Genomic DNA, 25,509 nt, shown 5'->3' on the forward strand with positions numbered 1-25,509 from the left:
CTTAATTTTCTCCTCTCAAGACATAACCTGCTCCCCGCACCGTTTGGATTAATCGTTTATGCCCGAATTCCTCTGTTTTTTGGCGCAGCAACGCTATGTAAACCTCAAGTACATTGGATTCGCCACTATAATCGTAGCCCCAAATTTTCTCCATAATGATATCGCGGGAGAGCACGCGCTTAGGATTCTGCATAAATAAATGCAGCAAATCAAACTCCTTCGTCGTTAACTCAATTAACTGCTCCCCGCGAAAAACTTCCCTTGTATCAAGGTCCAGGATCGTATCTTCATAATTCAGTCGATTCGTCTGCTGCTCCGGCCGCTCCATTCGCCGTCTTAGAAGCACACGCACGCGTGCAAGCAATTCCTCAAGGGCAAAAGGCTTGACCAAATAATCATCAGCGCCAAGATCCAAACCTTTGACACGATCACTAATTTCATCTTTGGCTGTCAGCATCAGTATCGGCACCTCGCTGCCGCCTTCCCGCATACGACGCACAACTTCCCAACCATCGATATGAGGCATCATCACATCAAGTATCAATAAATGAGGTTCAGTCCTCAGCATTTGCTTCAATCCATCGGCGCCGTTGCTTGCCGTCTCAACGGAATAACCTTCAAAAGCCAGGCCCCGCCTAAGCATGGACGTAATTTTCTCATCATCATCAATAACCATAATATTTTCTCTCATCGGTGAGCCCCCTTCTTTCCTTACATTGTACCAAATTCAACCACATGCAAAAAGAAGCAGAGCCTGCAAGCTTACGGCCGCGGGACTCCACTTCCTTTTTTTGTAAGTAAACCTTATTCTGCCGGCGTCTCTGCCAATGTGTTTTTGTCCCCAACCGTAACAGGCACTTCCATGCGTTTGCCGTCACGAATTAGACCAAGCGTTACTTTATCGCCAACTTTCGTACCTTGAACCTTGGTAATCAGCTCTTGCGAGTTTTTCACTTTGGTGCCATTGATATCGACAATAACATCATATTGACGCAGACCTGCTTGGAATGCTGGGCTTTTGCGTTGAACGCTTCCAACCAGCGCTCCGTCTGTATTCGTAAGCTTCAATTCACTTACCCAGTCTTTGCCGATATCTTGCAGGCCAACACCTAAGTAAGGAACTGGCTCTTTAGGAATTTGGACATTGTTTTTGAGATTCTCAAGGACAGAAGAGATCGTACTTGTAGGAATCGCGAACCCGATACCTTGTGCTTGCGAGCTTACTGCCGTATTGATCCCAATCACTTCACCGTTCAGGTTAAGCAATGGTCCGCCGGAGTTCCCAGGGTTAATAGAAGCATCGGTTTGAAGCAGATGCTTGTATTCGCGAGTTCCTTTGGTATCTGGAATGCTGATTGGACGTTCTTTGGCACTAAGCACACCAACGGTTACTGTATGGTCAAATCCGTAGGGGTTACCAATGGCAACAACCCAATCACCAACATTCACATCTTCAGCTTTGCCTAGTGGCAGAATAGGAAATTCTTTGCTGTTTTCGATTTTGAGGACCGCTAGATCCAAATCATAGCTGTTACCCAACAATTTGGCCTTAAATGGTTTGTCGTAACCTTCAACAGTTACTTGGATTTCATCCGCACCATCCACCACATGCTCATTGGTCAAAATATATCCGGACTTCTCGAAAATAAAGCCCGTTCCCATCCCTGCCGGCTGCAGTGCACCGCTGCCGGAATCTTGTTGGTTACTCTTGGGAGTCGTCGTGCCGCCACCGTTATCTCCGAAGAATTGACGGAAAAATGGATCGTCGAAAAGTGAGTTGCCGCCACCGCTACGCGTAGATTGCTTCGCCTTCACCAAGGATTCTACCTTCACGATTGCAGGACCCGCGTTTTGCGCGATAGCTGCAATATTGCCTGGACGAACAACGTCGAGCCCGACATTTTTCACTTCGCCGCCATTGCTATTCGAATTATTCGCTGCCGCTACAGAAGAACTGCCGGATGCAAGCGGTTGATTATTGCCTGAGAACATGTTCAACTTATCCGCGGTAAACATCAGTCCGCCTACAACCAATGCGCCTGCCATGAAAGCTGCGAACACACTTTTCACAGAAGTACGCTTTCTGGCGTGATTCGGATCCCACGGGCCTTGCCCTTGCGCATGGCTGATATCAGGTCCGAAACTAAATGGCCGCAAATTCTTAGGTGGTGTTACTTCCACGCTGGAAGTTCCTTCCGAACCGGAAGCCGAAGTCGTTGTCAAAGCTTCTTCATTATTTTCGTTAAAAGCTGATTTGTAAGGACCATAGGAGTAATAGTAGGAAGGTCTCTCTTTATTAGGATCCTGTGGTTCTTGCGAGCTGTTTTCATGACGAGTTTCATGCTCAGGGTTCGTACTATTGTTGTTCTGCGGCTTGAAGAAGTCGCTGTAGTCTTTTTTGTTATCTTCCATAGGGTCTTACCTCCATTTGTTTAATAAAGTTATAAGTGCATGTACTTGAAGGATAATCTCTCGTTGTCTGTAGTTCTATCATGCACCCACAACCTTAAACGAATATTAAAAAACAATAAAATGGAGGTAAAAAAAGGGCTTTCTTATTGCAGCCAGGCTTGCTCCACTTTTTTGAGCAGTCCAGCTGCTTCTTTCACCCATTTATCTTCAATTTCGGCATCGGAATCCAGCGGGGTTTGGAATTGGTCAATAAGCGCTCCGTAAGTTTCCGCTTCGGCTTCATGATCCAACCCTTCATTATAGACATGTTTTAATACGAACGGGGTTCCTACCTCCACAATCGCATCCGTCGCTTCTGTGTCTCCATCGATTCTTCCAGTCACGACTTGAAAAGGTATTCGCAGCCACACTTTATGGGCTTCATCCAAAAAACGGTCGAAATAGCCGTGATCATACTCCCAACCACCGCCTAAGGCGAAATCAAATTCATGCAAATGATCTCGCACACTGTCAAAAGATTCTTGAACCTGTTCCAGGGTGGACGATAATGTTTTCATTCAGGCACTCCCTTAGCGCTCATATTATTTTACTTATGCTTAGAGTGTGCCAAAATGTAGTTTTTATGTGCGATTGATTCCTTTCTTAGACCCAACCTTTGCGATGGGCAAAGATGGCTAATTGCGTCCGATCTTCCAACTCACACTTCATTAATAGATTGCTGACATGCGTCTTAACCGTTTTGATGCTAATAAAAAGTTCCTCGGAAATGTCCTTATTGCTTTTCCCCTCAGCGATTAACAGCAATACCTCTTTCTCTCGTGAAGTTAAGCCTTCTTCTGCTGGCATCTCATTGCGCTGCCGAATTCCTCTTGTAAGCGCCAAGGAGACTTCCGAGTTCATAACCGGCATGCCGCGATATGCGCTTTGAATCGCATGAATCAACTGCTCCGATGAGACCGTCTTCAGCATATAGCTGATCGCCCCAGATTCTACGGCTTCCAGTACTTTGGCTTCCTCTAGAAAGCTGGTCAGCATAATAATCTTGATTTGCGGAAACTTGGCGGAGATTAATTTGGTTGCACCAATCCCGTCCAGAACGGGCATCGTCAAATCCATCAAAATCACATCAGGCAGTTGCCCGGACAGCCCTAGCACTAACTTATCAAAAGCTTCTTGTCCATTGGAAGCTTCCCCAACCACTTCCAAACCAGGCTCTAAGGATATATAAGTACGCAACCCCACGCGAACCATGTCGTGATCATCTACAATCATAACTTTCATATTACTGCTCATGACTGCCTCCCTCTCTTTCCTTCAATAGAAGAGCTGCTTGCCCGCTAAACCGCGGAATACGCACACGGACTCGTGTTCCTGAACCTAACTTGCTATCAATCTCTACTTCGCCTCCGAGCTTTTGCGCACGTTCCCTCATGGTTGATAAACCGTGCGAGGCAGAAGGAATATCTCTTCGCTCAAAACCTTGCCCATCGTCCTGGAGTTGAAGCACATATTGATGTTCTCTTTCATAGATAGCCAGGCGAACTTGTTTGGCTGACGCATGCTTAACGACATTGGCCAAGCCTTCTTGAATAATAAGAAAAAATTGATGCTCGATGGCTTCAGATATGGATTCATGAAGAGAGACGTCAAGTTGGCCCTGCAGCTCATGATTCCGGCAATATTCCGGAAACCACTTCTCCAGGGCTTCTTGTAAGCTCATATCATTTAACTCAATCGGTCTTAATTGAGAAATGAGGCCGCGCATCTGCTTCTGGGCATGATGGGACATCTCAATCAATTGATTCATAACCGAGGGGGCGGCACTTGGATTTCGCTCGAGAATCTTAGGCAGCGAAGATGCGGACATATGGATCGCAAAAAGTTCTTGGCTGACGGTATCATGCAGATCTCGCGCCAACCGCCTTCTTTCTTCCATGACAGCATTCTCCGTGAGCTCCTGGTCGCGAATAGCTTCCGCCTCGCCCAGCTTCTGAAGCAATTGAACACGTTCTTCAACGGAAGAAGCCATTTTATTGAAAGCATCATAGAGATATAAGAATGGCTCAACAGGCTCCATCTCAATACGACTGGAGAAATTCCCTTTGGACAATTCGAGCATAGCCACATGCAATTCATCCACTTTGCGCTGCCAGCGTCTTGTTGCCACATAGCCAACGGAGAGGCAGACGACGAGAATCGCAATCAGGAACCACATCCGAAATTCCCAATAAGCGAGATCTTCCTTGTAGTATTCAATTACGATATAAATACTCGAAACCGTCAGCAAGCTTGAGATCAGAAAGTAATTCAGCAGCTGCCACTTCATATTGAACATTCGCAATTTATACATACTCCATCCTTAACCTATCTTTTTAATGGTGATGTCCCCGATAAACATACTCGTTGTGACGATTATTTTGCGTTCCGCCTCTTCATAATGAGAGGTCTGCGTTCTAACACTTCGCAAAAAACCACTCTCGCGGCGCTCCAGCACTTTCATATCTCCGATGAAGGAACTTGCCATCACGCGGACTTCGACATCAATATCATTTGGAATGAAAATCTTCACATCGCCGATAAAGGCAGTCACATGAATCGCTGTTTCTCCCAAAGGAATGGAAGCACGGGTTAGGTCAATAATAGAATCACCGATAAAATGAGAAATTTGGACTGGTTTCAGCTCCCACGCTTCTTGTCCAAGATGCACATCCCCAATAAAGCCATGTCGATGCAGAACATCGCCATTATCGAAATTCCTTACGAACTCATCATACTTATGTTCATGGTGATGATAAGCCTGCGTTTTCGGTTGACGCGGTTGATGCGGATGAGCTTCTTGCGACTGCTTAGCCTCCGGTGTCTGGCCAATCTCCCATTCCCCAAGCTTGTCATGAAATTCACCATGGATATCTTTGAGTACAGCTTTCTCCTCTTCACTGAGCTCACGTTTTCCATCATTTTTTGAAAATCGATCGTCATTTGATGTGTTTGTATGCATAGGTGTCTTAGGAGAATTCGGTTTAGGTTGATCCCATGGGTTCCGGTGACTCCTGTGCTGCTCTCTTCTCGCTTCACGCCGCACACGTCTTGCTTCTTCTTTGGCTGCGCGAATCGAAGGCCACTCCGGCGATTCTTTCCTGCTTGGTCTGAAAATGACATTCAGGCCGAATAAGATGAGCGCAACCGGCGCTAAGAACTTCAACATTTCGCCAAGCGACAAGTCCGTCAGATTCAAATTTTTCAGAAGAAATATGATTCCGACACCGCATATGAGCAAACTCCAAATTGAGCCTCCCCAATGATATTTCCGCTGCCAGACGAAACCGGCCAATCCATAGAAGATCAGAATAACAGGCCAGTAGGTGGAAAACATATAAGCTAGATCAATTTCAATTAGCCCCATTTGATTAAGTAAAAAAAGGGACCCTGCTGTCACGAGGACAAGCCCCCAAATTATCCGTTGAAACATGTGCGGATTCATACGTTCTTCCTCCATTTGTGTGCATCGTTGTTAAGCATATCTCTAGTCTATAAGATACCGTCAAGAATGAAAAGAGACGAAGGATTGAAGGTTGCCTCGGTCTAGAGACTGAGTTGTCGGCAGACGGAAACAGAATAACTGACATGAAATTTCTGAAAACGAACAATTCATGATGTATGTTATGTATTCTTACGTATTTCGTTGACATGCTTATCATCAGAACCGTATAATTGGTGCAAAAGAACGCTTGCATTATGAGGAGAGATCAGAGAATGGATGCAATCCAACAGCTTTCCAGCGGCCTAGATACCATTTGGGTGGTTCTGACTGCTGCCATGATTTTATTGATGGAGGGCGGCTTCGCTTTGCTTGAAGCAGGCTTTGTACGACAAAAAAATGCCGTAAGTATTATTATGAAAGTGTTTGTTGACATCGCTTTCGGTGCACTTATTTTTTATTTCGTCGGATTTGGACTTATGTACGGGAAAGATGTTGCAGGATTACTGGGTACGACTGGTTTTTTCATGGGAGGGGATTTAACACACATCGTCTTGAATATCTCACATGAGACTTATTGGCTGTTCCAATGCGCCTTCGTTATCGCGGTTATCTCCATTGTATCGGGAGCTGTCGCGGAACGCATCAATTTCCGCGCCTATATCCTGTATACAATCGCAATGACAGGTATCATCTACCCGATTGCAGGCCACTGGGTCTGGGCCGTGGGCGGTTGGCTCGGCAAACTCGGCATGGTGGACTTCGCTGGCTCCGCTGTCATCCATGCACTTGGCGGATTCTCTGCCCTTGCAGCAGCGATGATCATCGGGCCGAGGATTGGCAAATTTTCAGCGGATGGAACAGCCAACATCGTCCCTCCCTCGAATTTACCACTCGCCTCGGTAGGCGCCTTCATTCTATGGTTCGGTTGGTTCGGATTTAATTCAGGCAGTACGTTGAGTGCGACGAACACTTCAATCGGCCATATTGCCGTGACCACGATGCTGGCAGCCGCCGCCGGAAGCGCAGCCTGCATCTTGTTTACCATGATGCGTTACCGCAAGGCCGATCCACCTATGGTGATCAACGGCGCGCTTGCCGGGCTGGTCGGTATTACCGCGGGTTGTGCTTTCGTTAGCGATGTAGCAGCAATCCTGATCGGAGCTATATGCGGAATTTCCATGGTTTATGCAACTGAAATCCTCGAGTCAAAACGCATTGATGATCCCGTCGGCGCATTTCCCGTACACGGTGTCAGCGGAAGCATCGGAACATTGGCCGTTGGGTTATGCGCCCAACCCGATGCTATCCGCGAAGGAACGGCTGGTTTATTCTATGGCGGCGGCTTTAGCCTTCTAGGTGTTCAAGCATTGGGACTCGTTACCGTATGTATATGGGGCTTCGTGCTCACATGGGGCATCATGAAGTTGATCAACCTCATCGTTCCCATCAGAGTCAGCCGTGACGAAGAGCTGGTAGGCTTAGATGTAGGAATCCACGGTGTTCCCGCCTACAGTCAAGAGGATGGCTTCCTGGATCTGCAGCAGCTGAAAAACGGCAAATCCTAACCTGCTACAAACGAAAAACCCTTCCATAGCGGAAGGGTTTCTTTGTATTAAGAGAGCAATTCTTCAATCTCATCGGGGATCGAGACGACATCGCCAGGTTTAGATTCATTCATAATTTGTCTGGCATGAGCAATTTCGGCACGCAGCATCCTTACTTGCTCCATTGGTTTCTTCACATAATGAATATATTCGACAGCAAGATGATGGTCAGGTTTCTTGCCTGAGAACATGCGGCGAAGAGAAGACATCGTCTGATATGCGCGTTCTTCCTTCATTCGCTTGACTTCATAGCGCTCGACAACCTGTTCGATCTCTAAGACTTGCTGCTCCTTGCGAATAATGTAAGCTTCCAAGAAAGGAAATACCTCTGCAGCTTTCCTAGGTGTTCTATGAGGATTTCCATCCGATCGCAAAGCATTCAGCATCATCAAACCACCTATCTTTCCATGTCAAGATTCATCACAGTAATCTTATTTTACACTAAAAGAAGTGATTTGAGAACACTTATTTCAAGATTAAATCGATTCCTACAACACCAATCGGGTTTCCCATGTCATCTATTATCGATTTCGATAAGGTAATACACGGTTTTTTCGTGATAGCTGACACGTATTCTTGTGAAACGAAGAGCTCGCCTGCCATCGCACGCTTCCACCACTCTCTTCCTTTGCCATTAACTAACCCTGCCTCAGGCAAGGAAAAGATGAAGGTCCCATCGGCGCGATTCGACCAAATCGCTTCGACCCCCTCCGTTTTCTTCAAAACTGCACTCAATTGAGCAGCATGCTTAGTATCAGCGAGTGAAGTGATATCAGCTAATAAGACAAGAGAATTCAACATTTGCTTAATCTCTTGAATATTAACATCAACGACGCCTTCTTTGTTGCGCAGCCCTACCGCTTGTATCGCTTGAATGAGCTCTGCGGAAGAGCGATCCAAGTTCTGATTAATCAATTGGAGCATAGACACTTCTTGACGCTGCTTTTTCATCTGTTCCAAGGTATGTTCAACACTCGACATCGTCTCATTCATTAAATCAACCACCTGTCCAAGCGAGGTTCTTGTGCCCATAACTAACGAAGACTGCTGCTGCGTCGAGCTTGTCGTGCTTGCAACAAGGTTATTCACATGCAGAATGAGTGAGAAGATCGCGTCAATCTTTTCTTTCATGATCTTCATCTCGGCGATTCCAAGCGCTACGGAAGCCTTCTCTTCAGCAACAGCCGCGACAACTTGCCTAACACCACTCTCAATCGATTCGAGAATCTCTGAGGATTTGGTTACAGCATCATGACTTTGCGTTGCCAGCTTCTTAATTTCCTGGGCTACGACAGAGAAGCCCCGGCCTTGCTCTCCAGCGCGAGCCGCCTCTATCGATGCATTAAGGGCGAGCAGCGATGTTTGGGAAACGACTTCCGTAATAAACGTGTTAATTTCTTCTATCTTCGACGTATGCTCCGTTAAGTCCTGAATCTTCTTCTGCATCGTGTCATTATTCGTATGTAGATCTGTCATCACTTCATCTGTCGCATTCAACGAGCGGCAAACATCAACTACCGTATCCTTGGTTTGTTCGCTTTCTTGATGCATATGTAAGGAGGAATCCAGGATTTGATCGGCTGCTGCCGCTACCTGCTGTATCGCCGCAAAAGCTTCCTGAAGCTGCCCGACGGCTTGATTGCTGCGGATTTTCAAATCTTCTTCCCCTTGAATGGAGGCATCAGCGATTTCTAGGAGATGTCCAATCGAGCGATTCACTTCTTCGACAGCCGCCGCTAAGCGATCCGCAACAACTTGGGATTCTTGGATAAATGTTCGGAATTGCTCTTGCTGATCTTGTTCAACACCAGCAGACTTTGAATGTTTAAGACCGAACCAACTAAATACACCTATAAATAAAAAAACAGCCAATCCAGCAGCCGTAAACCATCGAGATTCCGTCACGAAGGCACTTACATTTACAATCATACCAATAAAGATAAAAGCGTAGAACCAAACTCTCAGTTTCCGCTCGACCTGCATAAGCAACTGGCACTCCCCCCAAAAGGAACCTTAATGTTAGTTTTTGTTACATTATATCGAAAAAAAGAGGAGTTGGAAAGAAATAAAAAACAGAGATCTGATTAGATCTCTGTTTTTTCCGTTCTTATGTTTGTGTATTTCGTTATTTGTTTTGGTTTTGGGTATTCGCTTGTTGTTGCTTGCTAGGTACCGAAGTTTCACTAGCAAATTCTACGTCTTGAGCTGCTTTTTTGTTGTTCTTGTTCTTAGCCATGTTCAATCACCTCCTGTATGAATAGGTTCTCCCAAACAGGTTTTTTTATGTTACCGATGTGATGGAAATATTCGGCTAACAGGACATTATAACGCTTTGGCTGGAGCTAGAATCTCATCCTTGAGTTGATTCCAGATGAGCTCTGTCACTTTACCTTGTCCCTCTTTAACAACAAAGACTTTCACCGTTTTTTTGCCCCATTCCTTATACACCTGATCTTTGGTATCAAAGTACAGATCGATCTTCTTGCCCTTTATCGCACTTCCGGTATCCGCTACAACGCCATATCCATATCCGGGAATAAACAAAACCGTGCCGAGCGGGAAGACGCTGGTGTCTGCCGCTATGGTAGACAGCGCTTTATGATCCCGCTTCACCTTGATTCCAGAAAACGTAATGCCATATTCGGGATGATCTGGATTCTTGCCTGTAGATTCTTTACCTGCAAAATAACCTGTGGCTGTCACTTCAACAGCCTTGAGCTTGGACAAATCCGAGTCTAGTTTCGGCACATACCGAAAATTGATTTGTTGCTGATGTTCTTGCGCGACCGGCAAGGAAATAGGCGCTATTTTCCCCGAATAGTCTATTCGCTGCGGCGTTTGTATATGGGTGACGGCGACTTCCGTCGTGTGGCTAGTGTGATGATTTGACTCTTGTCCGAACAGCGCAATGAGAACATTAACGACCATCCATGCCCCCAACCATTTGGGTTGAGTGATTAATTGCAAAAACATTTTTTTAATACCTCCCCTACTATTGCAGGTTGTCCAGTTCATTTCAGCTTTAAACCTCCGTATGCAGACTCACTGATTAAGATGTCCTCCTTACGTTCCCTTATACATACCCTATTGGTGAAATTTGAAAACAAAAAAAGCAGAGAAGAAGTTCTTCTCTGCTTGAGGTTTAGGCGTGAAAATTATATTTTTTTACTTATTTCTTCATTAATCATGGCAATCACTTCGTCAATTGGATGGGTTCCCAGATCCCCTTGACCGCGTTTGCGGATAGACAAGCTTTCATTCGTTACTTCATTTTCACCAACTACGAGCATGAATGGAATTTTTTCCAATTGCGCTTCCCGAATCTTATAACCGAGCTTCTCATTGCGATTATCGGCTTCCACCCGAATACCTGCTGCCAGCAAACGCTCCGTCACTTTATTGGAGAACTCTTCGAAGGCAGGAGAGACTGGAATTACTTTCGCTTGAATTGGCATCAACCAAGTTGGCAAGGCGCCAGCAAAGTTCTCCAGCAAGAAGGCAGTCATCCGTTCCATCGTACTGATAATGCCTCTGTGAATAACGACAGGACGATGCTTCTGGCCATCTTCTCCTGTGTATTCCAATTGAAAACGCTCAGGCAGCAAGAAATCGATTTGTGCCGTCGAAAGCGTCTCTTCCTTCTTCAGTGCTGTTTTGATTTGTACATCAAGCTTAGGACCGTAGAACGCCGCTTCACCTTCCGCTTCAAAGAAAGGAAGACCTAATTCTTCCACTACCTCACGCAGCATGCGTTGGGAAGTTTCCCACATTTGATCATCCTGGAAATACTTCTCTGTATCTTTGGGATCGCGGTAGGAAAGACGGAAACGGTAGTCCGTAATGCCGAAGTCAGCATACACTTGACGAATCAAGTTAACGACACGGGAGAACTCTTCCTTGATTTGATCCAAGCGGCAGAAAATATGCGCATCATTCAACGTCATCGCACGAACACGGTGAAGACCTGTTAACGCTCCGGACATCTCATAACGGTGCATCGTGCCAAGCTCTGCAATACGAATCGGAAGATCACGGTAGCTGCGCATATCGGTTTTATAGACCATCATATGATGCGGGCAGTTCATTGGACGAAGGACAAGCTCTTCATTGTCCATCACCATTTTGGGGAACATATCCTCGCTGTAATGCTCCCAGTGTCCGGAAGTTTTGTACAGTTCGACATTAGCTAATACAGGCGTGTACACGTGTTGGTAGCCCAAACGTTCCTCTAAATCAACGATATAACGTTCCATCGTACGTCTTAGTTTGGCACCGTTTGGCAGCCAAAGCGGCAGCCCTTGTCCAACTTCGCGGGAAAAAGCAAACATTTTGAGCTCTCTGCCCAATTTGCGGTGATCGCGTTTTTTGGCTTCTTCCAAGAGGTGGAGATGCTCGTCCAATTGCGCTTTTTTCGGGAATGCCGTGCCGTAAATCCGCTGCAGCATTTTGTTTTTAGCGTCTCCGCGCCAGTAAGCTCCTGCTACGCTAAGCAATTTGAAAGCTTTGATACGACCTGTGGAAGGCAAATGCGGTCCGCGGCAAAGGTCAAAGAACTCGCCCTGATCATAGATCGTTAGCACCGCATCTTCCGGTAAATCGCGAATCAATTCTAACTTAAACGGATCTTCCAACTCTGTGAAAATACGAATCGCTTCTTCCCGGGATACAACACGGCGCGTAATTGCCAAGTTTTCACCCGCGATGCGCTCCATTTCCTTCTCGATTTTCACCAAATCTTCCGGATTCAGAGGCGTTTCCAAATCGATGTCATAATAGAAACCGTCTTCAATGACAGGTCCGATTCCTAATTTAACGGCTTTCTCGCCATAGATGCGCTTGATAGCCTGCGCCATCAAATGCGCTGTGCTGTGACGATACATTTCTAATCCTGCTTCGCTATCCAACGTTAGAATTTCTACGTCTGCATCCTGCTCCAAGGCGAAGGAAAGATCGACTGATTTGCCGTTTACTTTTCCACCTACCGCATTTTTCTTCAAACCGGATGAAATCGACTCTGCAACTTGTTCAATCGTCGTTCCAACTGCATATTCTCTTACAGCACCATCTGGTAATTTAACTTGTACGACCATCTTCGTTCCTCCTAGGTATTCATCATTTTGAACGCAAAAAAGCACACATCATCCCATAAGGGACGAGTGCGCTCAACTCGTGGTTCCACCCTAGTTCAATTCACATGTTACCATTGCGGTAAGTGAATCCTCATCAGCATTCGATAACGAGAATGACTCCGGTATTGTATACTATCCATCCTGCAGATCAGGCAGAGTTCCACGATACGGCTCCAAAGGGGTAAACAGTCCGATTACTGAAGGAGATTGCAGCCTGGTCTCCTCTCTCTGAGCAGTTCTAACAGAAAGTTCATGTCTTTGTTCTAAACGCCTTCGTTCATTATTATAATTCGCTGCTTGCCCAAGGTCAAGGGGAGAGTTGATCCTGTTTCTTCGCTTCACCCAGATAGATATCACATGTTCGACAATAAGCGCATACTGTTGTACGATCTTCAAAAATTTGTCGAATCGTCTTGATTATTGTCATATCCGGGTCTCGTGTATGAATATAGATGTTAGCAGGGGACACCGTGATTAATGTGCTAACGATCATATCTTCAAAATTAATATCTTTTTCAAGCACTTCCATTTTAAAAGAAGCATCAAATTCATTAGCATCAATGAGCTCCAGCCGATCATTTAAAATAACAAATTCATGGCCTCCCTTGTGAATCAAATGAGCCACGGGAATCTTAGCTTCCTGAATGTAAACAAAGTACTGCAAGAGTGAAATAAACTCCTGGTATTGACGATCCATCATAAACTCATCGATCGCATACTCCGCAATTTCCCTTAACTCATCCAAATAATCTTGCATACGAAATAAAATAAAGCCATCTAAGCTTAATCGCGGCGCTTCTTCTAGGGCCAGCGCGAGCTGATCAGATAACACTTGTTTACGCCGCAAACGACCAGAAATGCTGCTCATAACGGGAGATTCCTCAATCGGAGTATCCAGGTGCGTTTGCGTACAATAACCCTCGATAACATCTACATCTTCTTTGTTCTCATATTTAAACTCTTTGGTAATCAAATTTCGCAGCATATGAGACTCTTTGTCCATCATAATATGCTCAGCCAATGCATCTGCAAGCCCTTGTAAACATTTTTTGCGCATTGCAGACGCTTCCTCTTCATGAACATGCGCTTCAACATGAATGGATGCATGGTTTTCAAATAATTCATAGTGAATCGTCCATTCACATTCAGCGATATGTAAAAGCTGCAGCTCACTTTCAATTTGAGCGGTTAGCGAACGTACATATGGTTCTATCGTATTCATCAACACAACTGCAAACAGTTCCATGACCTCACTCCTTTCCATCTACTACATCCTCCTTTAAGAGTATATGGTCGATAAGAATCAGATATACAACGAACAATTTGCCATTTCTTTTCAGCATTTTTTGTCAAATCTTTCGTTAAAGTTATTCCAATCGGCAAGATATTCATGTTATGATACGGGTAATAGTGCTTAAGTAGCATATTTTGGAGTGGGTACCTATGCAAATGGATGCATCAAATCAACACAAACAGGACTGGAACCGGAAGTTACTTAACGCCTACTGGTTGCTTGTTTGGATTCAACTGCCATTCGAACTTATCTATGCCATTTCCATCCAACAAGATTTGGAATTCATCATCAATCGACTGATCATCCCACTACTCATCATGATCCTCATCATGTCCCTACTTGAATTCATCAATATGTACAGCAAAAGATTTTTGGACTACTACATTATCAGTGGCGGCGCCGTCTTATCCTTCGCGCTTATTTACTACAATCATGATATGAAATTAGCTCCACTCTATCTTTTTCTCCCAATTTTCGTTTCCATCTTTTACTTTCAGCTATCCAAAATTATTTATGCGCTAGCGCTCTCTCTGCTTTCTATCTCTATCTTGTATTGGATTAAATTAAGCGTTTTCTCCAACTATAAACCAATCGATCTCCTTGCCGTTGTTCCCGTCCTGCTCGTAGTTTCCATCATAGCTTCGGGAATTATGAAGCGCGGCGCAGAAATTTTAACCAATTTGAAAGCTACTACCGAACTTAAACAAGAGCTGATGATCAAAAATATTATTATGGATAAACTATCCAAAACAGACGCATTAACAGATCTGTATAATCATATTACTTTCCATGAGTATTTGGATGAGCTGATCCAGCAAAATGAATCGGGCCATTTCTGCATTCATATCGCTGTACTAGACATTGATAATTTCAAAAAAGTCAATGATACCTATGGTCATAGGGCAGGCGATGCCGTCTTGAAAAGTGTCAGCAGCACACTGAAAAATCGTGTGGGCCTCAATGATTTTGTCGCTAGATATGGCGGCGAGGAATTTGCCATCATTTTCACAGAAAAAGAAACAGATGAAGTCTTCGAGACGTTGGAGCGCATCCGTTGGCAGATTTCCCAAATGAAATATGAAGAATTGAGCGGGCAATCAGTAACGATCTCCATCGGATTATGCGAGTATCACCCTGGAGCCTCCAAGGAATCCTTATTCGCCGGAGCTGATCAATCCTTGTATACAGCGAAGAAGACAGGTAAAAACAAAACCGTTATTTACACATCTCCACTGAAGGAAGCTAATTAAATCCAGCTCTATGAATCTCTTGATATAGCCGCGTTTGGGGCAATCTCAAGAGGTTTTTTAATGAATCGCCTCTTCCAGACGCAACAAAAAAAACGCTTATCCCAGCTAATCCCCCGAGTGGATTAAATACGAGATAAGCGTTGTATCTGTTTAAACCTTAGTTCTGCATCACGAAATCTTTATCAATCTTCACGTTCACGTCATCAAACACGCGCAAAGTCTGGTACTTCGTATTGCGCTGCGCCGGGATTTTGCCTGCTTGACGGATGATATCCAGCGTCGAGGACACGTTGACTTTGTGCGTTGTGCCCGCGGCGGAAACGACATTCTCTTCAATCATCGTGCTGCCGAAGTCATTACAGCCATAGCTGAGCGTCTGTTTGCCAACTTCTGGCCCCATCGTTACCCATGACGACTGGAAGTTAGGGATATTGTCCAGCATAATCCGGCTAATCGCCAGAGTTTTCAAGTATTCTTCCGGCGTCACTTTCTCCGCCTTCATGTTCGTATTGTCTGGTTGGAACGTCCACGGGATGAACGCCAAGAATCCAGGGGTGTTCAGCTTCTGATGAATCACATCATCTTGGGCATCACGGATACGCAGCATATGAAGCGCACGCTCCTCCATCGATTCCCCGAATCCAATAACCATCGTGCCCGTTGTATGCATACCGATTTTGTGAGCGGTTTGCATGACATCCATCCAATCACGCCAAGAGCCTTTGAGCTTGCTGATTTTGCGGCGCGTCCGGTCGTCAAGAATTTCCGCTCCGCCACCTGGCAAGGAATCAAGACCTGCTTCGTGAAGCTGACGAACCACTTCTTCCAAAGATAAACCGTCGGAAACATCTTTCATTTTCATAATTTCCGCTGGTGAGAAAGAATGCATCGTGATATCAAAGCGTTTCTTGATCTCACGCAAAATATTCGTGTAATAGCTGAACGGCAGATTCGGGTTCGTTCCGCCCTGCATCAGAATTTCAGTGCCATCCACATCCAGTGTTTCCTGAATCTTTTGGAAAATCGTTTCATCCGGCAAGACATAGCCCTCAGCTGAACCTGGCGCACGATAGAATGCACAAAAACGGCAGTACACATCACAGATGTTCGTATAGTTAATGTTGCGTCCAATGACGAAAGTCGTTATCGGATCGGGATGCCATTTCTTCATAATCTGATTGGCGGTGTCGCCAATCTTTTCTATTTGATCAGATTCGAACAGTGTAATGCATTCTTCTACATCAATTCGTCCGCCTGCCTGCGCTTTATATAAAATGCGATCGATCGGTTTCATAGCAACTCACTCCTTTGAATTTCTGAAAGCTTGTATCCATTCATCGTATCATACTCATGCCAAAAAAGCAGCAAATGCTGCTTTCCCAGAGGGTATACTTCATTCAAATATGGCTTTTTTTCGAATATCATAGGGACGCTAACCGCGCAGCGCTTGTTCCAAATCTTCTATAATATCTTCGATGTCTTCCAACCCTACCGAATACCGAACCAAACCGTCCGTAATGCCGCGCAGCAAGCGAACTTCCTTAGGCATCGCCGCATGAGACATCATGGCTGGATAGGACAGAATGCTTTCTACAGCGCCCAAACTTACCGCTACGAGCGGAATGCGCACTTTGCTGAGCAGTTTTTTGGCCCGCTCACCGGAGCCCACATCGAAGGAAACGACAGCTCCGTAACCCAAGGATTGCTTCTCATGCACGTCTCTGCGCGGATGGTTCGGCAGACCTGGATAGTAGACGAATTCAATATCCGGCTGTTCCGAAAGCCACTGAGCCAGTCTGCGCGCGCCTTTCTCTGACATCTCCATCCTGGCTTGCAGCGTCTTCATCCCGCGAATCAGCAGCCAGGAGTCCTGAATTCCCAGAACGTTCCCCATGCCATTCTGAATTTGTTTCATGCGGCGTCCCAGACTGTCGTTAGCTACAACCGCTAGACCAGCGAGAACATCACTGTGTCCGCCGAGGAATTTAGTTGCGCTATGCAGAACGATATCAATGCCCAGCTCAATTGGACGTTGATGATAGGGAGTCATGAAGGTATTGTCGAGCATCGTCAGCAAATCATGCTCTTTGGCAAAAGCAGCGACCTCGCTGATATCTGTAATGCGCAGCGTCGGATTAGACGGCGTTTCGATGAATACCGCCCTTGTGTTGGAACGAAGAGCTGCGCGTACTTGCGCAATATCTGTCATATCAACGAACGTGGACTCAATCCCCATCCGATTCATGATGGTAGTAAGCAAACGATAAGTGCCGCCATACACATCTTCCGTACAGATGACGTGATCTCCCTGAGAAAGCAGCATAAGCGCGGAAGAAATCGCCGCCATGCCGGAGGCAAATGCGAAGCCGCGTGTACCGCCTTCCAGCAAGGCTATGTAATCTTCCAATGCCTGACGGGTTGGGTTGCCCGAACGCGTATAATCATACTCTGGCGAAGACTCGAGGTCCGCTTGATGGAAGGTAGAAGCTTGGTACAAGGGCACGCTGGATGCCCCTGTCGCCTCATCAATTTCAGCGCCAAAATGAATCAGTTTCGTTGCGAACTTGCCTTGAGGCTTGCGTTTATCATCAGATGGATGGCTCATGAACGGATTTCTCCTTCGATTTCGGCTTGTGCTTGGCTTAATGCGTTGGCAAGGTCTGCAATCAAGTCATCGATATGTTCAATACCGACTGAGAAACGAAGAAGACGATCGTCCACACCAATTTGTTGGCGAATTTCAAGCGGGATATCCGCATGGGTTTGCACAGCAGGGTAAGTCATAAGGGATTCAACGCCGCCTAAGCTTTCTGCAAAAGCAATTAGTTGAATGTGGCGCAGGATCGGTTCAATCAACCGGGCGTCAGCAACTTTAAAGGAGAATATCCCCGTATTTCCGCTGGATTGCTTATTTTGCACCGCATAGCCAGGATGTGTTTCCAATGCCGGGTAGTACACTTCATCGATAAGCGGATGCGCGAGCAAGAAATTAGCAATCGCGGTTGCATTCTGCTCATGACGTTCCATCCGCAGTGCGAGTGTCTTCATGCCTCTCATCAACAGCCAACTGTCTTGCGGTCCAAGGACCGCTCCGATAGAGTTGTGCAAGAACGCCATTTGCTCGGAAAGCTCTTTGCCCTTCGTCACGATAAGGCCGGCAAGCACGTCATTGTGTCCGCCCAAATACTTCGTGGCGCTATGAACAACGACATCGGCTCCAAGCTCGATCGGACGCTGCAAATAAGGTGTTAGCAATGTGTTATCCACGATGGAAACAATGCCCTTCTTACGGGCCCATGTACATACGAGTTCAATGTCCGTTATCATCATCAAAGGGTTGGTCGGCGTTTCAATAACCAAACCTTTGGTATTCGGTTGGTACGCTGCTTCCAGACCATCCAAATCATTCGTATCCACGTACGTAGCCGTCACACCGAAACGAGACATGATTTTCTCTAGCAGACGATACGTACCGCCATATAAATCCAAGGAAACGATCAAGTGATCTCCTTGGCTGAAGTAAGCAAAGATCGTTTGCAGCGCAGCCATCCCTGAGGAACAAGCAAACCCAGCGTCTCCGGATTCCAACTGAGCAATGGCATCCTCAAGCACCTTGCGTGTCGGACTTTTGGTGCGGGCATAATCAAAACCAGTGCTTTGACCTAGCTTCGGATGACGGAAAGCAGTAGCTTGATAAACAGGGAAGCTTACAGCCCCGGTAACAGGTTCTTCAATGGAGCCAATTTGAGCGAGACGACTTTCGATTTTCAACAAAGGGAGTTCCTCCTCATGGGTATGGATTTCAATTTTACAATTGCGAGCTGGCCCAGCTTTCATTAATGTTCACGTTTAATTCAAAAGGTGTCTCTTGATACACGTAATAATTCAACCAGTTGGAGAATAGCAAGTTCGCATGCGCTCTCCATGTGTTGTAAGGCTGTCTGCTAGGATCATTATTCGGGTAATAATTGCGTGGAATCTCAATTTCAAGCCCCTTGTTTACATCCCGATCGTACTCCCACTTCAAGGAATTCGCATCGTATTCGGAATGGCCCGTGACGAAAATATGTTTTCCGTCCCGCGTAGCCGCGATATAGACACCGGAATCCTCTGATTCAGCTAAAATCTCCAAGTCTGGACATCGTACAATGTCGTCCCGACGAATGTCCGTGTGGCGCGATTGCGGAACATTGAACACTTCGTCAAAGCCGCGCAGCAGCTTCGTATTCGGCACGCCAACGGTATGTGGGAATACACCGAACATCTTCTGCTCCAAGGCAAACTTGCGCACACCGAAGTGATGGTATAGACCCGCTTGAGCAGCCCAACAAATATGCAAGGTGGAAGTGACGTTTTGCTTGCTCCAGTTCAGGATCTGCGTCAATTCCTCCCAGTAATTCACATCTTCGAATTCCATTTGTTCCACTGGGGCACCTGTAATGATCATGCCGTCCAGCTTCTCATCTTTAATATCGTCAAAAGTTTTATAGAACATTTCCAAATGCTCAGCGGACGTGTTCTTAGATGTATGAGTTTTCGGATGCAAAAGAACGAATTCCACCTGCAGCGGGGTGTTCCCAATCAAACGCAGCAATTGCGTTTCCGTCGTTTCCTTCGTTGGCATTAAATTCAGCAAAGCAATGCGAAGCGGACGTATATCCTGATGATACGCGACGGATTCATCCATAGTGAAGATGTTCTCTTGGTTTAAAATTTCTTTGGCTGGCAGGTTGTCTGGAATCTTGATCGGCATCCTGTTCACTCCTTTTCATAAGGGTTAAATGGGTTGTAAATGCAAAAATGACCTTCTCTGGGATCAGAGAAAGGCCATGGAAAATCAAAGTCAATGTCCTTCTCTTATCTCCCAGATTCGCGATGATTCGCGTTTCCGCAAGAATTAGCACCGTGCATTCCTTTGTTTCCAAAGGTTTGTCGGTTGCCGGGTGTCATAGGGCTAGTCCCTCCACCTACTCTTGATAAGAAAATGTAACGTATGCGATTAAAAATATCATATCCATAAATCTAAGGAAAGTCAAGGCGTTATCTGGCCCTAAAATAAACTTCAAATCTAAAATTTGTAATGCCTTGTCCGCTTATGATATGATTGATACAAAATGTATCAAGAAGATCTGTTTAAGATCACTTTGAACATGGGTATATAAATAAGTAAGAGTTATTGCTCAACCGTTTCCTACATTAATAGTAGAAAAGAGGTCTACCATGACAACTGAAACATCTGACAATTTCTCCGCCTTCGCCTCCTTAAATCGGTATTTTACGCTAAGTCAATCATCGAAACCGACGCTTCAACAAGCAGAAGAGGCCGCAGCCGCGCTATATCGCATGTATGGAGCAGACACAGAAGAAGAGTTGCTGCTGAAGGATGACCCCGAATTAATCGAGATTTATAACGAAACGAAAAATAAGATTTTCAGTGCCGCCATGTGATTTCATGGCGGTTATTTTTTTGACACCGATTGTGCTAATTTCCCATACTGTATCTAAGCAGCAAATGCCTGCAGTGAACTAAACTTTTTGGCTTGAAAGCAGGTATATGAAGGGTTATACTAGACAAGTATTATTCGACACGGACGACAAAGGGGGGCATACGTATGGACGGAGAACCGAGGAGTAGCATCTGCAAGTTTGGCAAACAATTTCATAGTGTAGGAATGCAGTCGGTTATTCCTTCATTCGGAGCCTAGTACTGCCCGATGAACACAACCGGCTGATTCCATGCAAAGGGGTGGATCAGATGAAAACACGGTGGGTTCAAGATGGCATTTTTACGTTAGTTGATGACGTGACTGTCGCACTTACGCCTCCAACGAGAGGCTTTTATTGGATTGACGCGGGAATCGAAGATTTAGAACTTCTTCAGCCTATGTTCCATCTCCATGACTTGGCGGTCGAGGACTGCTTAAGTGAAGAGGAACAGCGTCCCAAAATTGAAATTTATGATTCCCATTATTTTATTGTGATTAATAGCATTCGTTTCGATGACGAGGAGATTTTCCTTCGTGCACTCAATATTTTCCTAAGCAAACATGTCATTATCACCGTTACACGGCAGAAAATTAATGAAATCCGTGCCCTAAAGCCATTCCTCTGGGAAGAGGAAGTGAACAGCGCCGACCGATTCCTCTACCATCTCGTCGATCTTGTCGTCGATAATTACGTCGCCGTTGGCGATCGTATCGAGGCCAAGATTGAAAAGCTGGAAGAAGACATCCTCATGGCTACCAAGAAATCTCATTTGAATGAGATTATTGGGCTTCGTTCCGAAATTCTCTGGCTCAAAAAAGTGCTGGTTCCGCAGCGCGATGTCATTGGAACTTTAGGCAAGAAAGAACTTAGATTGATTGATCATCAATTGCAAAAGTATTTTGGCGATATTTATGAGAACGCCGTGAAAATCGTCGATACCTTCGATACGCTGCGCGATCTGATGGGCAACTTACGAGAGGCTTACCAGTCCAGCCTAGCGAACCGAGCGAATGATATCATGCGCGTCTTCACGGCGCTGACAACTATCTTCATGCCGCTAACCTTCATCACCGGCGTGTTCGGGATGAACTTCGATAATATTCTAGGACTGCATGTTGCTCATGGCGATGAATTTGTGCTAGCCTTCATGGGCGTACTAGGCATTGCGATGTATATCCTTTTCCGAAAAAAAGAATGGCTATGAACGAATCCGCGGAACACAAGATAAGGGCTTCTTGCAAGCAGCACGCTGCTAACAAGAAGCCCTTATCTGATTTAAACCAACTTAATTTGAATAAATTTACGTTTACCTACCTGCACAATATCTCCGTCACTCGGCTCAATTGATGCTTGAATATCCGTTATCTTTTGTTCATTGATCCTCACTGCACCCTGCTCCACGCTTCGTCTTGCATCGCCGTTAGAAACACTCATGCCCAGATTAACGAGAAGTTGAATGATGGAGAGCTGGCCGTTGGCCAGCTGACTAACAGGCAGCTGCCCTTCCTCCATTTCATCCGGCAATGCCTTCTTCTGAAAGACGGTTATGAAATGCTGCTCAGCTTCATCTGCCGCTTGTTCGTTATGGTACATGCGGACGTAGGATTTGGCCAGCTTCAGCTTTGCATCTCTTGGGTGGACCGTCCCTGCTTCCAAACCTTCCTTCAGCTTATCCAAGTCTTCATTGGACAACATCGTCGTCAACTCATAGTACTTGATCATGAGGGTATCTGGAATTGACATCGTTTTACCGAAAATATCGTTCGGGTGCTCATCGATGCCGATGTAATTGCGCAGACTCTTGCTCATCTTCTGGACACCATCGAGTCCTTCCAGCAGCGGCATCAGAATAGCCACCTGCCCTTCTTTCATCTCGTAAGCCCCTTGCAGTGTGCGGCCCATCAAAATATTGAAGGTCTGGTCGGTCCCCCCCAGTTCAATGTCTGTTTCAAGCGAAACCGAATCATAGGCCTGCATCAAGGGATAGAAAAACTCATGCACATGTATGGGCTGATTGGCTGCATATCTTTTGGCAAAATCGTCCCGTTCAAGCATGCGCGCTACCGTAACTTTGCCCGCCAGCTTGAGCACATCATCAAACTTCAGCGCTCCTAGCCAACTTGAATTGTAGTAAAAGGTCGTTTTGGTAAAATCCAAAATTTTGGTCAGTTGTGTCTGATAGGTCTGCGCATTATGCTGCACATCTTCCTCGGACAACTGTTTGCGCGTTTCCGATTTGCCTGTAGGATCCCCGATCCGCCCTGTGAAGTCGCCAATAATGAGCTGCACCTCATGCCCCAAATCCTGAAATTGCCGCAGTTTCTGCAAGACGACGGTATGACCGATGTGAATATCGGGAGCAGATGGGTCTAGCCCCAATTTCACTCTCAGGGGAATGCCAGTCACCACCGCTTTGATAATTTTCTGTTTGAGCGCTTCTTCCGGCACAATGCTAGCAGTACCTCGTTTGATGATGAGAAGCTGACGTTCTACTTCCTTCTGTTGTTCATCGGTTAACTGATTCCATGTCAACATATGATCCCTCCTCCTCCAAATGAGAACACAAAAAAGACAACCTCCTTGTCCACAAAGGGACGAGAAGATTGTCTCGCGGTACCACCCTAATTAAAGAGAACGATTTGCCAATTGCGCGCAAAAATTCCCTTTCACTTCGTTATTTAACGACAAATAAATGCCGGGTATAAGCTACTGGTGCCCTTGCGGACAGGTTCCCTTAACCAACTCAGAACTGTAATTCAGAACTATGCTTGCATCGGTTTGCACCTGACACCGACTCTCTGCAGCAGTGGCATTTCTCCTACTTAGGGCGCAGCCCCTGTTCGTCATCGCTTTGCTTGATATGTAGATTATTGATTATTTAAACACATTAGCTGACCGCTGTCAATCTTAGCTTGCCGCTTGCCCGCTAAGACTCTCTTTCTCCCTGCGGAAACGCAAGCGGAGCAGGCGCAGCCACTCGTAGGCTCGGTCGAGTTCTTTCCCTTTGAGCTCTTCCGTGCCGATCAGCCGCTGCAGCACTGGCTTCAGATACCGGTCACCTTCGGATTCAAAAGCGTTCCACGCTTTTATTTGCTCTTCGTCGGCGATCGAAATCAGTTCCGCTTCAACAAGCGGATCCATATCATAGCCCTCTCTGTCCAATTCCTCTACCCAGAGCAGAAGCTCCCGGCGAGGCATCGTTAAGACAGCCTGAAGGTCCCCTAAGCTGCCTCCGCCTGCCACGATTTCCAGCAGCTTGCGCTTGCTGACTTCGCGATCCAGCTCCATACGCAGCTTCTGCTCTTTCTGAGCGAGCAGCCATGCATCGAATTTGGCGGTATCGACACGCTTAGCCACCCAGTCTAGCGGAAAGCCGTTCGTACGCGTGTGCTCAGCTGTCAGCAGCAGCACGTCTGCCGCGTACATCGCCGTCTTCTGCTCGCCAAAGCCTGGGAGCTGCTGCAGCTCCTCCTTACTTTGCGGCAGGAAAACAGAGATCATCCGCAGCACACGGTTTGTGGCGAGGATGTACGGTGCTTTCCCCTCACGGGCAGCCTGCTCTCTTCGCCAAGCACGCAGTGATTCGTATACCTCTTCACTTGGATTCTCTTCACAGTAGTACGTCAGCATCTGCGACATTCTAGCCTTGCCGGACAACGTTTGTGCCGATTCCAAGTCCGTATGAACTAAGGGCCGAAAGCCAAATCTTACTTTCTCACGCAGCCCTTGACGGAAGGCACCCAGCATTTCATCCCAGCTTAATCCCTGGTACCATTCATCTTGCATCAGCTTGCCTGCTTGATCAGGCTCACTCCACAGGACACTCCAAATGCCTTGATCTTCGCCAATTGAGATTTGTGCTGATAGGACGCTATGATCCCCCATTTCCTTCTCCAATGTGTTCAAAAAAACAATGTTCATTCTTTCTCCTCCCAACGACACAAAATAGTTTCAGAAAACGAAAAAGCACCCAATCAGCGCTAGGCTGAAAAGGTGCTTCCCTCTTCCTAATATCCATATTGTACCATGTCTGTCAGATAGGCGCAAGATAAGTTTTGTTGACAGGCTGATATCGGTTATAATGAATTGCATACTAGAAAGAGAATGGAGGGCCCTTATGTCTGATTATGACTTTTTATACGATCATCAAGAAGAAACGACAACACGGTTCGTCTGTTTTGTTGGCAATGCTTTACACCGTTTCGATCTTGCCATTATGACTACAAGCCGTTTTTTCGGTAAAAAACTCGTGATCGATTTGCAATCCGGCCGCAGTGCTGTAATGGGTCCCGATGATTTGGCCGAAGAAGGCTACCTGGAGCATGTGTTCAAATTGAATGAAGAGCAAGCCCTGGAATTGAACGAATTCTTATCGCAAGTAATCGGTTCTATTCATTTTACGGATATTTAAGCTCTTCGCGGGGGACACTGGAAAAAGCTTGAGCAACCCTGAAAAGGAGGCTTTTTTCATGAGTAACGAATCGTCAGACCACAACCAAGAGCGGAATCCCGGCTTTATTTCGGAAGATCTAGATGCTTACACCGATCTCGAGACAGTCGAATCCCAGCGCAATGACCTAATCCCCGAAGAGTTTCCCGAGGGTCCCTACGGCACGAGCCTGCTAGCCGAATCCCTGGGCAAAAGCACACCATGGCGTAAGGATCAACGACCGCCTAATCGATTTTCCTATGAGAATCACGAGCTTCACGAGGGCTTGAAACGGGACTACCCCGGTGAAGATGATAATCGCAATGAACCAACTCTTGCAAACTCCTCGTCTGAATGAGGAAACTGTTTCAATGAAAAAGGAGCTAAGCGGCTTGTCTGCTTAGCTCCTTTTTTTGGGCGTCT

Annotated in this window: 23 protein-coding genes, 1 riboswitch and 1 other annotated feature; of the genes, 6 read left to right on the forward strand and 17 right to left on the reverse strand. The window is 46.0% G+C overall.

Annotation, left to right across the window (positions count from 1 at the left end):
- Position 1 precedes the first annotated feature (1 nt).
- From LOZ80_RS23670 to liaF, 6 genes are all read right to left on the reverse strand, one after another.
- Positions 2–691 (reverse strand): response regulator transcription factor, encoded by a 690-nt coding sequence (locus LOZ80_RS23670; protein ID WP_238167003.1) that lies wholly within the window; start codon positions 689–691, stop codon positions 2–4.
- Positions 692–804: 113 nt separating this feature from the next.
- The gene (locus LOZ80_RS23675; protein ID WP_238167004.1) at positions 805–2,412 is read right to left on the reverse strand and encodes a S1C family serine protease; all 1,608 of its coding nucleotides are present in this window, start codon (positions 2,410–2,412) and stop codon (positions 805–807) included.
- A 143-nt stretch (positions 2,413–2,555) separates the two neighbouring features.
- Positions 2,556–2,969 (reverse strand): YugN family protein, encoded by a 414-nt coding sequence (locus tag LOZ80_RS23680; RefSeq protein WP_238167005.1) that lies wholly within the window; start codon positions 2,967–2,969, stop codon positions 2,556–2,558.
- A gap of 85 nt (positions 2,970–3,054) precedes the next feature.
- Positions 3,055–3,705, reverse strand: a complete 651-nt coding sequence (locus LOZ80_RS23685; protein ID WP_238167006.1) for a response regulator — start codon at positions 3,703–3,705, stop codon at positions 3,055–3,057.
- Complete coding sequence (locus LOZ80_RS23690; RefSeq protein WP_189012630.1) at positions 3,695–4,762, reverse strand: HAMP domain-containing sensor histidine kinase; 1,068 nt, start codon at positions 4,760–4,762, stop codon at positions 3,695–3,697. The genes LOZ80_RS23685 and LOZ80_RS23690 overlap by 11 nt, the downstream gene beginning before the upstream one ends.
- A 9-nt stretch (positions 4,763–4,771) precedes the next feature.
- Positions 4,772–5,893, reverse strand: a complete 1,122-nt coding sequence (gene liaF / locus LOZ80_RS23695; RefSeq protein ID WP_238167007.1) for a cell wall-active antibiotics response protein LiaF — start codon at positions 5,891–5,893, stop codon at positions 4,772–4,774.
- 272 nt (positions 5,894–6,165) lie between these two features.
- On the opposite strand from liaF, the gene LOZ80_RS23700 reads away from it, so the two are divergent.
- On the forward strand, positions 6,166–7,458 hold the full coding sequence (locus tag LOZ80_RS23700) for an ammonium transporter (protein WP_238167008.1): 1,293 nt from the start codon (positions 6,166–6,168) through the stop codon (positions 7,456–7,458).
- Positions 7,459–7,505: 47 nt separating this feature from the next.
- On the opposite strand, the gene LOZ80_RS23705 is transcribed toward LOZ80_RS23700, so the two are convergent.
- The 5 genes from LOZ80_RS23705 to LOZ80_RS23725 form a co-directional block, all read right to left on the reverse strand.
- A complete protein-coding gene (locus LOZ80_RS23705) occupies positions 7,506–7,886 on the reverse strand; it encodes a hypothetical protein (protein WP_238167009.1) in 381 nt (126 codons plus the stop codon).
- Positions 7,887–7,962: 76 nt separating this feature from the next.
- Entirely contained in the window at positions 7,963–9,480 is a 1,518-nt protein-coding gene (locus tag LOZ80_RS23710; RefSeq protein WP_238173090.1) for a methyl-accepting chemotaxis protein, read from the reverse strand.
- Between the two features lie 339 nt (positions 9,481–9,819).
- Entirely contained in the window at positions 9,820–10,470 is a 651-nt protein-coding gene (locus LOZ80_RS39205) for a 3D domain-containing protein (RefSeq protein ID WP_283214688.1), read from the reverse strand.
- 182 nt (positions 10,471–10,652) lie between these two features.
- Complete coding sequence (gene thrS, locus LOZ80_RS23720) at positions 10,653–12,587, reverse strand: threonine--tRNA ligase (RefSeq protein WP_238167010.1); 1,935 nt, start codon at positions 12,585–12,587, stop codon at positions 10,653–10,655.
- A gap of 346 nt (positions 12,588–12,933) precedes the next feature.
- Positions 12,934–13,890: a putative sporulation protein YtxC gene (locus LOZ80_RS23725; RefSeq protein WP_238167011.1), complete on the reverse strand. Its 957-nt coding sequence runs from the start codon at positions 13,888–13,890 to the stop codon at positions 12,934–12,936.
- A gap of 179 nt (positions 13,891–14,069) precedes the next feature.
- On the opposite strand from LOZ80_RS23725, the gene LOZ80_RS23730 reads away from it, so the two are divergent.
- Positions 14,070–15,170: a GGDEF domain-containing protein gene (locus tag LOZ80_RS23730; RefSeq protein WP_238167012.1), complete on the forward strand. Its 1,101-nt coding sequence runs from the start codon at positions 14,070–14,072 to the stop codon at positions 15,168–15,170.
- Positions 15,171–15,327: 157 nt separating this feature from the next.
- Here LOZ80_RS23730 and mqnC read toward each other — a convergent pair whose 3' ends face one another.
- From mqnC to metA, 4 genes are all read right to left on the reverse strand, one after another.
- On the reverse strand, positions 15,328–16,464 hold the full coding sequence (mqnC, locus tag LOZ80_RS23735) for a cyclic dehypoxanthinyl futalosine synthase (RefSeq protein WP_238167013.1): 1,137 nt from the start codon (positions 16,462–16,464) through the stop codon (positions 15,328–15,330).
- 138 nt (positions 16,465–16,602) lie between these two features.
- Positions 16,603–17,775, reverse strand: a complete 1,173-nt coding sequence (locus LOZ80_RS23740) for an aminotransferase class V-fold PLP-dependent enzyme (protein ID WP_238167014.1) — start codon at positions 17,773–17,775, stop codon at positions 16,603–16,605.
- On the reverse strand, positions 17,772–18,941 hold the full coding sequence (locus tag LOZ80_RS23745; protein ID WP_283214799.1) for an aminotransferase class I/II-fold pyridoxal phosphate-dependent enzyme: 1,170 nt from the start codon (positions 18,939–18,941) through the stop codon (positions 17,772–17,774). The genes LOZ80_RS23740 and LOZ80_RS23745 overlap by 4 nt, the downstream gene beginning before the upstream one ends.
- A 37-nt stretch (positions 18,942–18,978) precedes the next feature.
- Positions 18,979–19,923 carry a homoserine O-acetyltransferase MetA gene (gene metA / locus LOZ80_RS23750; protein ID WP_238167016.1) on the reverse strand — a complete coding sequence of 315 codons (945 nt, stop codon included), beginning with the start codon at positions 19,921–19,923 and terminating at the stop codon, positions 18,979–18,981.
- A gap of 101 nt (positions 19,924–20,024) precedes the next feature.
- Positions 20,025–20,153: riboswitch (SAM riboswitch) on the reverse strand.
- A gap of 237 nt (positions 20,154–20,390) precedes the next feature.
- On the opposite strand from metA, the gene LOZ80_RS23755 reads away from it, so the two are divergent.
- Complete coding sequence (locus LOZ80_RS23755) at positions 20,391–20,618, forward strand: hypothetical protein (RefSeq protein ID WP_189012642.1); 228 nt, start codon at positions 20,391–20,393, stop codon at positions 20,616–20,618.
- A gap of 307 nt (positions 20,619–20,925) precedes the next feature.
- A complete protein-coding gene (gene corA, locus LOZ80_RS23760) occupies positions 20,926–21,861 on the forward strand; it encodes a magnesium/cobalt transporter CorA (RefSeq protein ID WP_238167017.1) in 936 nt (311 codons plus the stop codon).
- 71 nt (positions 21,862–21,932) lie between these two features.
- On the opposite strand, the gene tyrS is transcribed toward corA, so the two are convergent.
- Positions 21,933–23,189 carry a tyrosine--tRNA ligase gene (tyrS, locus tag LOZ80_RS23765; RefSeq protein ID WP_238173091.1) on the reverse strand — a complete coding sequence of 419 codons (1,257 nt, stop codon included), beginning with the start codon at positions 23,187–23,189 and terminating at the stop codon, positions 21,933–21,935.
- A 55-nt stretch (positions 23,190–23,244) separates the two neighbouring features.
- Positions 23,245–23,513 (reverse strand) — a binding site (T-box leader).
- A 51-nt stretch (positions 23,514–23,564) separates the two neighbouring features.
- Positions 23,565–24,578 carry an HRDC domain-containing protein gene (locus tag LOZ80_RS23770; protein WP_238167018.1) on the reverse strand — a complete coding sequence of 338 codons (1,014 nt, stop codon included), beginning with the start codon at positions 24,576–24,578 and terminating at the stop codon, positions 23,565–23,567.
- Between the two features lie 196 nt (positions 24,579–24,774).
- Here LOZ80_RS23770 and LOZ80_RS23775 point away from each other — a divergent pair, with 196 nt between their 5' ends.
- Positions 24,775–25,068, forward strand: coding sequence for a DUF3055 domain-containing protein (locus LOZ80_RS23775; protein ID WP_189012645.1), 294 nt, complete (start codon positions 24,775–24,777; stop codon positions 25,066–25,068).
- Between the two features lie 58 nt (positions 25,069–25,126).
- Positions 25,127–25,444, forward strand: a complete 318-nt coding sequence (locus LOZ80_RS23780) for a hypothetical protein (RefSeq protein ID WP_238167019.1) — start codon at positions 25,127–25,129, stop codon at positions 25,442–25,444.
- The last annotated feature ends 65 nt before the right edge of the window (positions 25,445–25,509 follow it).

Source organism: Paenibacillus sp. HWE-109 (genome assembly GCF_022163125.1).
In the GTDB taxonomy this organism is placed as follows: domain Bacteria; phylum Bacillota; class Bacilli; order Paenibacillales; family NBRC-103111; genus Paenibacillus_E.

Coding starts and splice junctions, on each gene's coding strand:
- LOZ80_RS23670 (WP_238167003.1), bottom strand. CDS start 691: ATGAGAGAAAATATTATGGTTATTGATGATGATGAGAAAATTACGTCC.
- LOZ80_RS23675 (WP_238167004.1), bottom strand. CDS start 2,412: ATGGAAGATAACAAAAAAGACTACAGCGACTTCTTCAAGCCGCAGAAC.
- LOZ80_RS23680 (WP_238167005.1), bottom strand. CDS start 2,969: ATGAAAACATTATCGTCCACCCTGGAACAGGTTCAAGAATCTTTTGAC.
- LOZ80_RS23685 (WP_238167006.1), bottom strand. CDS start 3,705: ATGAGCAGTAATATGAAAGTTATGATTGTAGATGATCACGACATGGTT.
- LOZ80_RS23690 (WP_189012630.1), bottom strand. CDS start 4,762: ATGTATAAATTGCGAATGTTCAATATGAAGTGGCAGCTGCTGAATTAC.
- liaF (WP_238167007.1), bottom strand. CDS start 5,893: ATGAATCCGCACATGTTTCAACGGATAATTTGGGGGCTTGTCCTCGTG.
- LOZ80_RS23700 (WP_238167008.1), top strand. CDS start 6,166: ATGGATGCAATCCAACAGCTTTCCAGCGGCCTAGATACCATTTGGGTG.
- LOZ80_RS23705 (WP_238167009.1), bottom strand. CDS start 7,886: ATGATGCTGAATGCTTTGCGATCGGATGGAAATCCTCATAGAACACCT.
- LOZ80_RS23710 (WP_238173090.1), bottom strand. CDS start 9,480: ATGCAGGTCGAGCGGAAACTGAGAGTTTGGTTCTACGCTTTTATCTTT.
- LOZ80_RS39205 (WP_283214688.1), bottom strand. CDS start 10,470: ATGTTTTTGCAATTAATCACTCAACCCAAATGGTTGGGGGCATGGATG.
- thrS (WP_238167010.1), bottom strand. CDS start 12,587: ATGGTCGTACAAGTTAAATTACCAGATGGTGCTGTAAGAGAATATGCA.
- LOZ80_RS23725 (WP_238167011.1), bottom strand. CDS start 13,890: ATGGAAAGGAGTGAGGTCATGGAACTGTTTGCAGTTGTGTTGATGAAT.
- LOZ80_RS23730 (WP_238167012.1), top strand. CDS start 14,070: ATGCAAATGGATGCATCAAATCAACACAAACAGGACTGGAACCGGAAG.
- mqnC (WP_238167013.1), bottom strand. CDS start 16,464: ATGAAACCGATCGATCGCATTTTATATAAAGCGCAGGCAGGCGGACGA.
- LOZ80_RS23740 (WP_238167014.1), bottom strand. CDS start 17,775: ATGAGCCATCCATCTGATGATAAACGCAAGCCTCAAGGCAAGTTCGCA.
- metA (WP_238167016.1), bottom strand. CDS start 19,923: ATGCCGATCAAGATTCCAGACAACCTGCCAGCCAAAGAAATTTTAAAC.
- LOZ80_RS23755 (WP_189012642.1), top strand. CDS start 20,391: ATGACAACTGAAACATCTGACAATTTCTCCGCCTTCGCCTCCTTAAAT.
- corA (WP_238167017.1), top strand. CDS start 20,926: ATGAAAACACGGTGGGTTCAAGATGGCATTTTTACGTTAGTTGATGAC.
- LOZ80_RS23770 (WP_238167018.1), bottom strand. CDS start 24,578: ATGAACATTGTTTTTTTGAACACATTGGAGAAGGAAATGGGGGATCAT.
- LOZ80_RS23775 (WP_189012645.1), top strand. CDS start 24,775: ATGTCTGATTATGACTTTTTATACGATCATCAAGAAGAAACGACAACA.
- LOZ80_RS23780 (WP_238167019.1), top strand. CDS start 25,127: ATGAGTAACGAATCGTCAGACCACAACCAAGAGCGGAATCCCGGCTTT.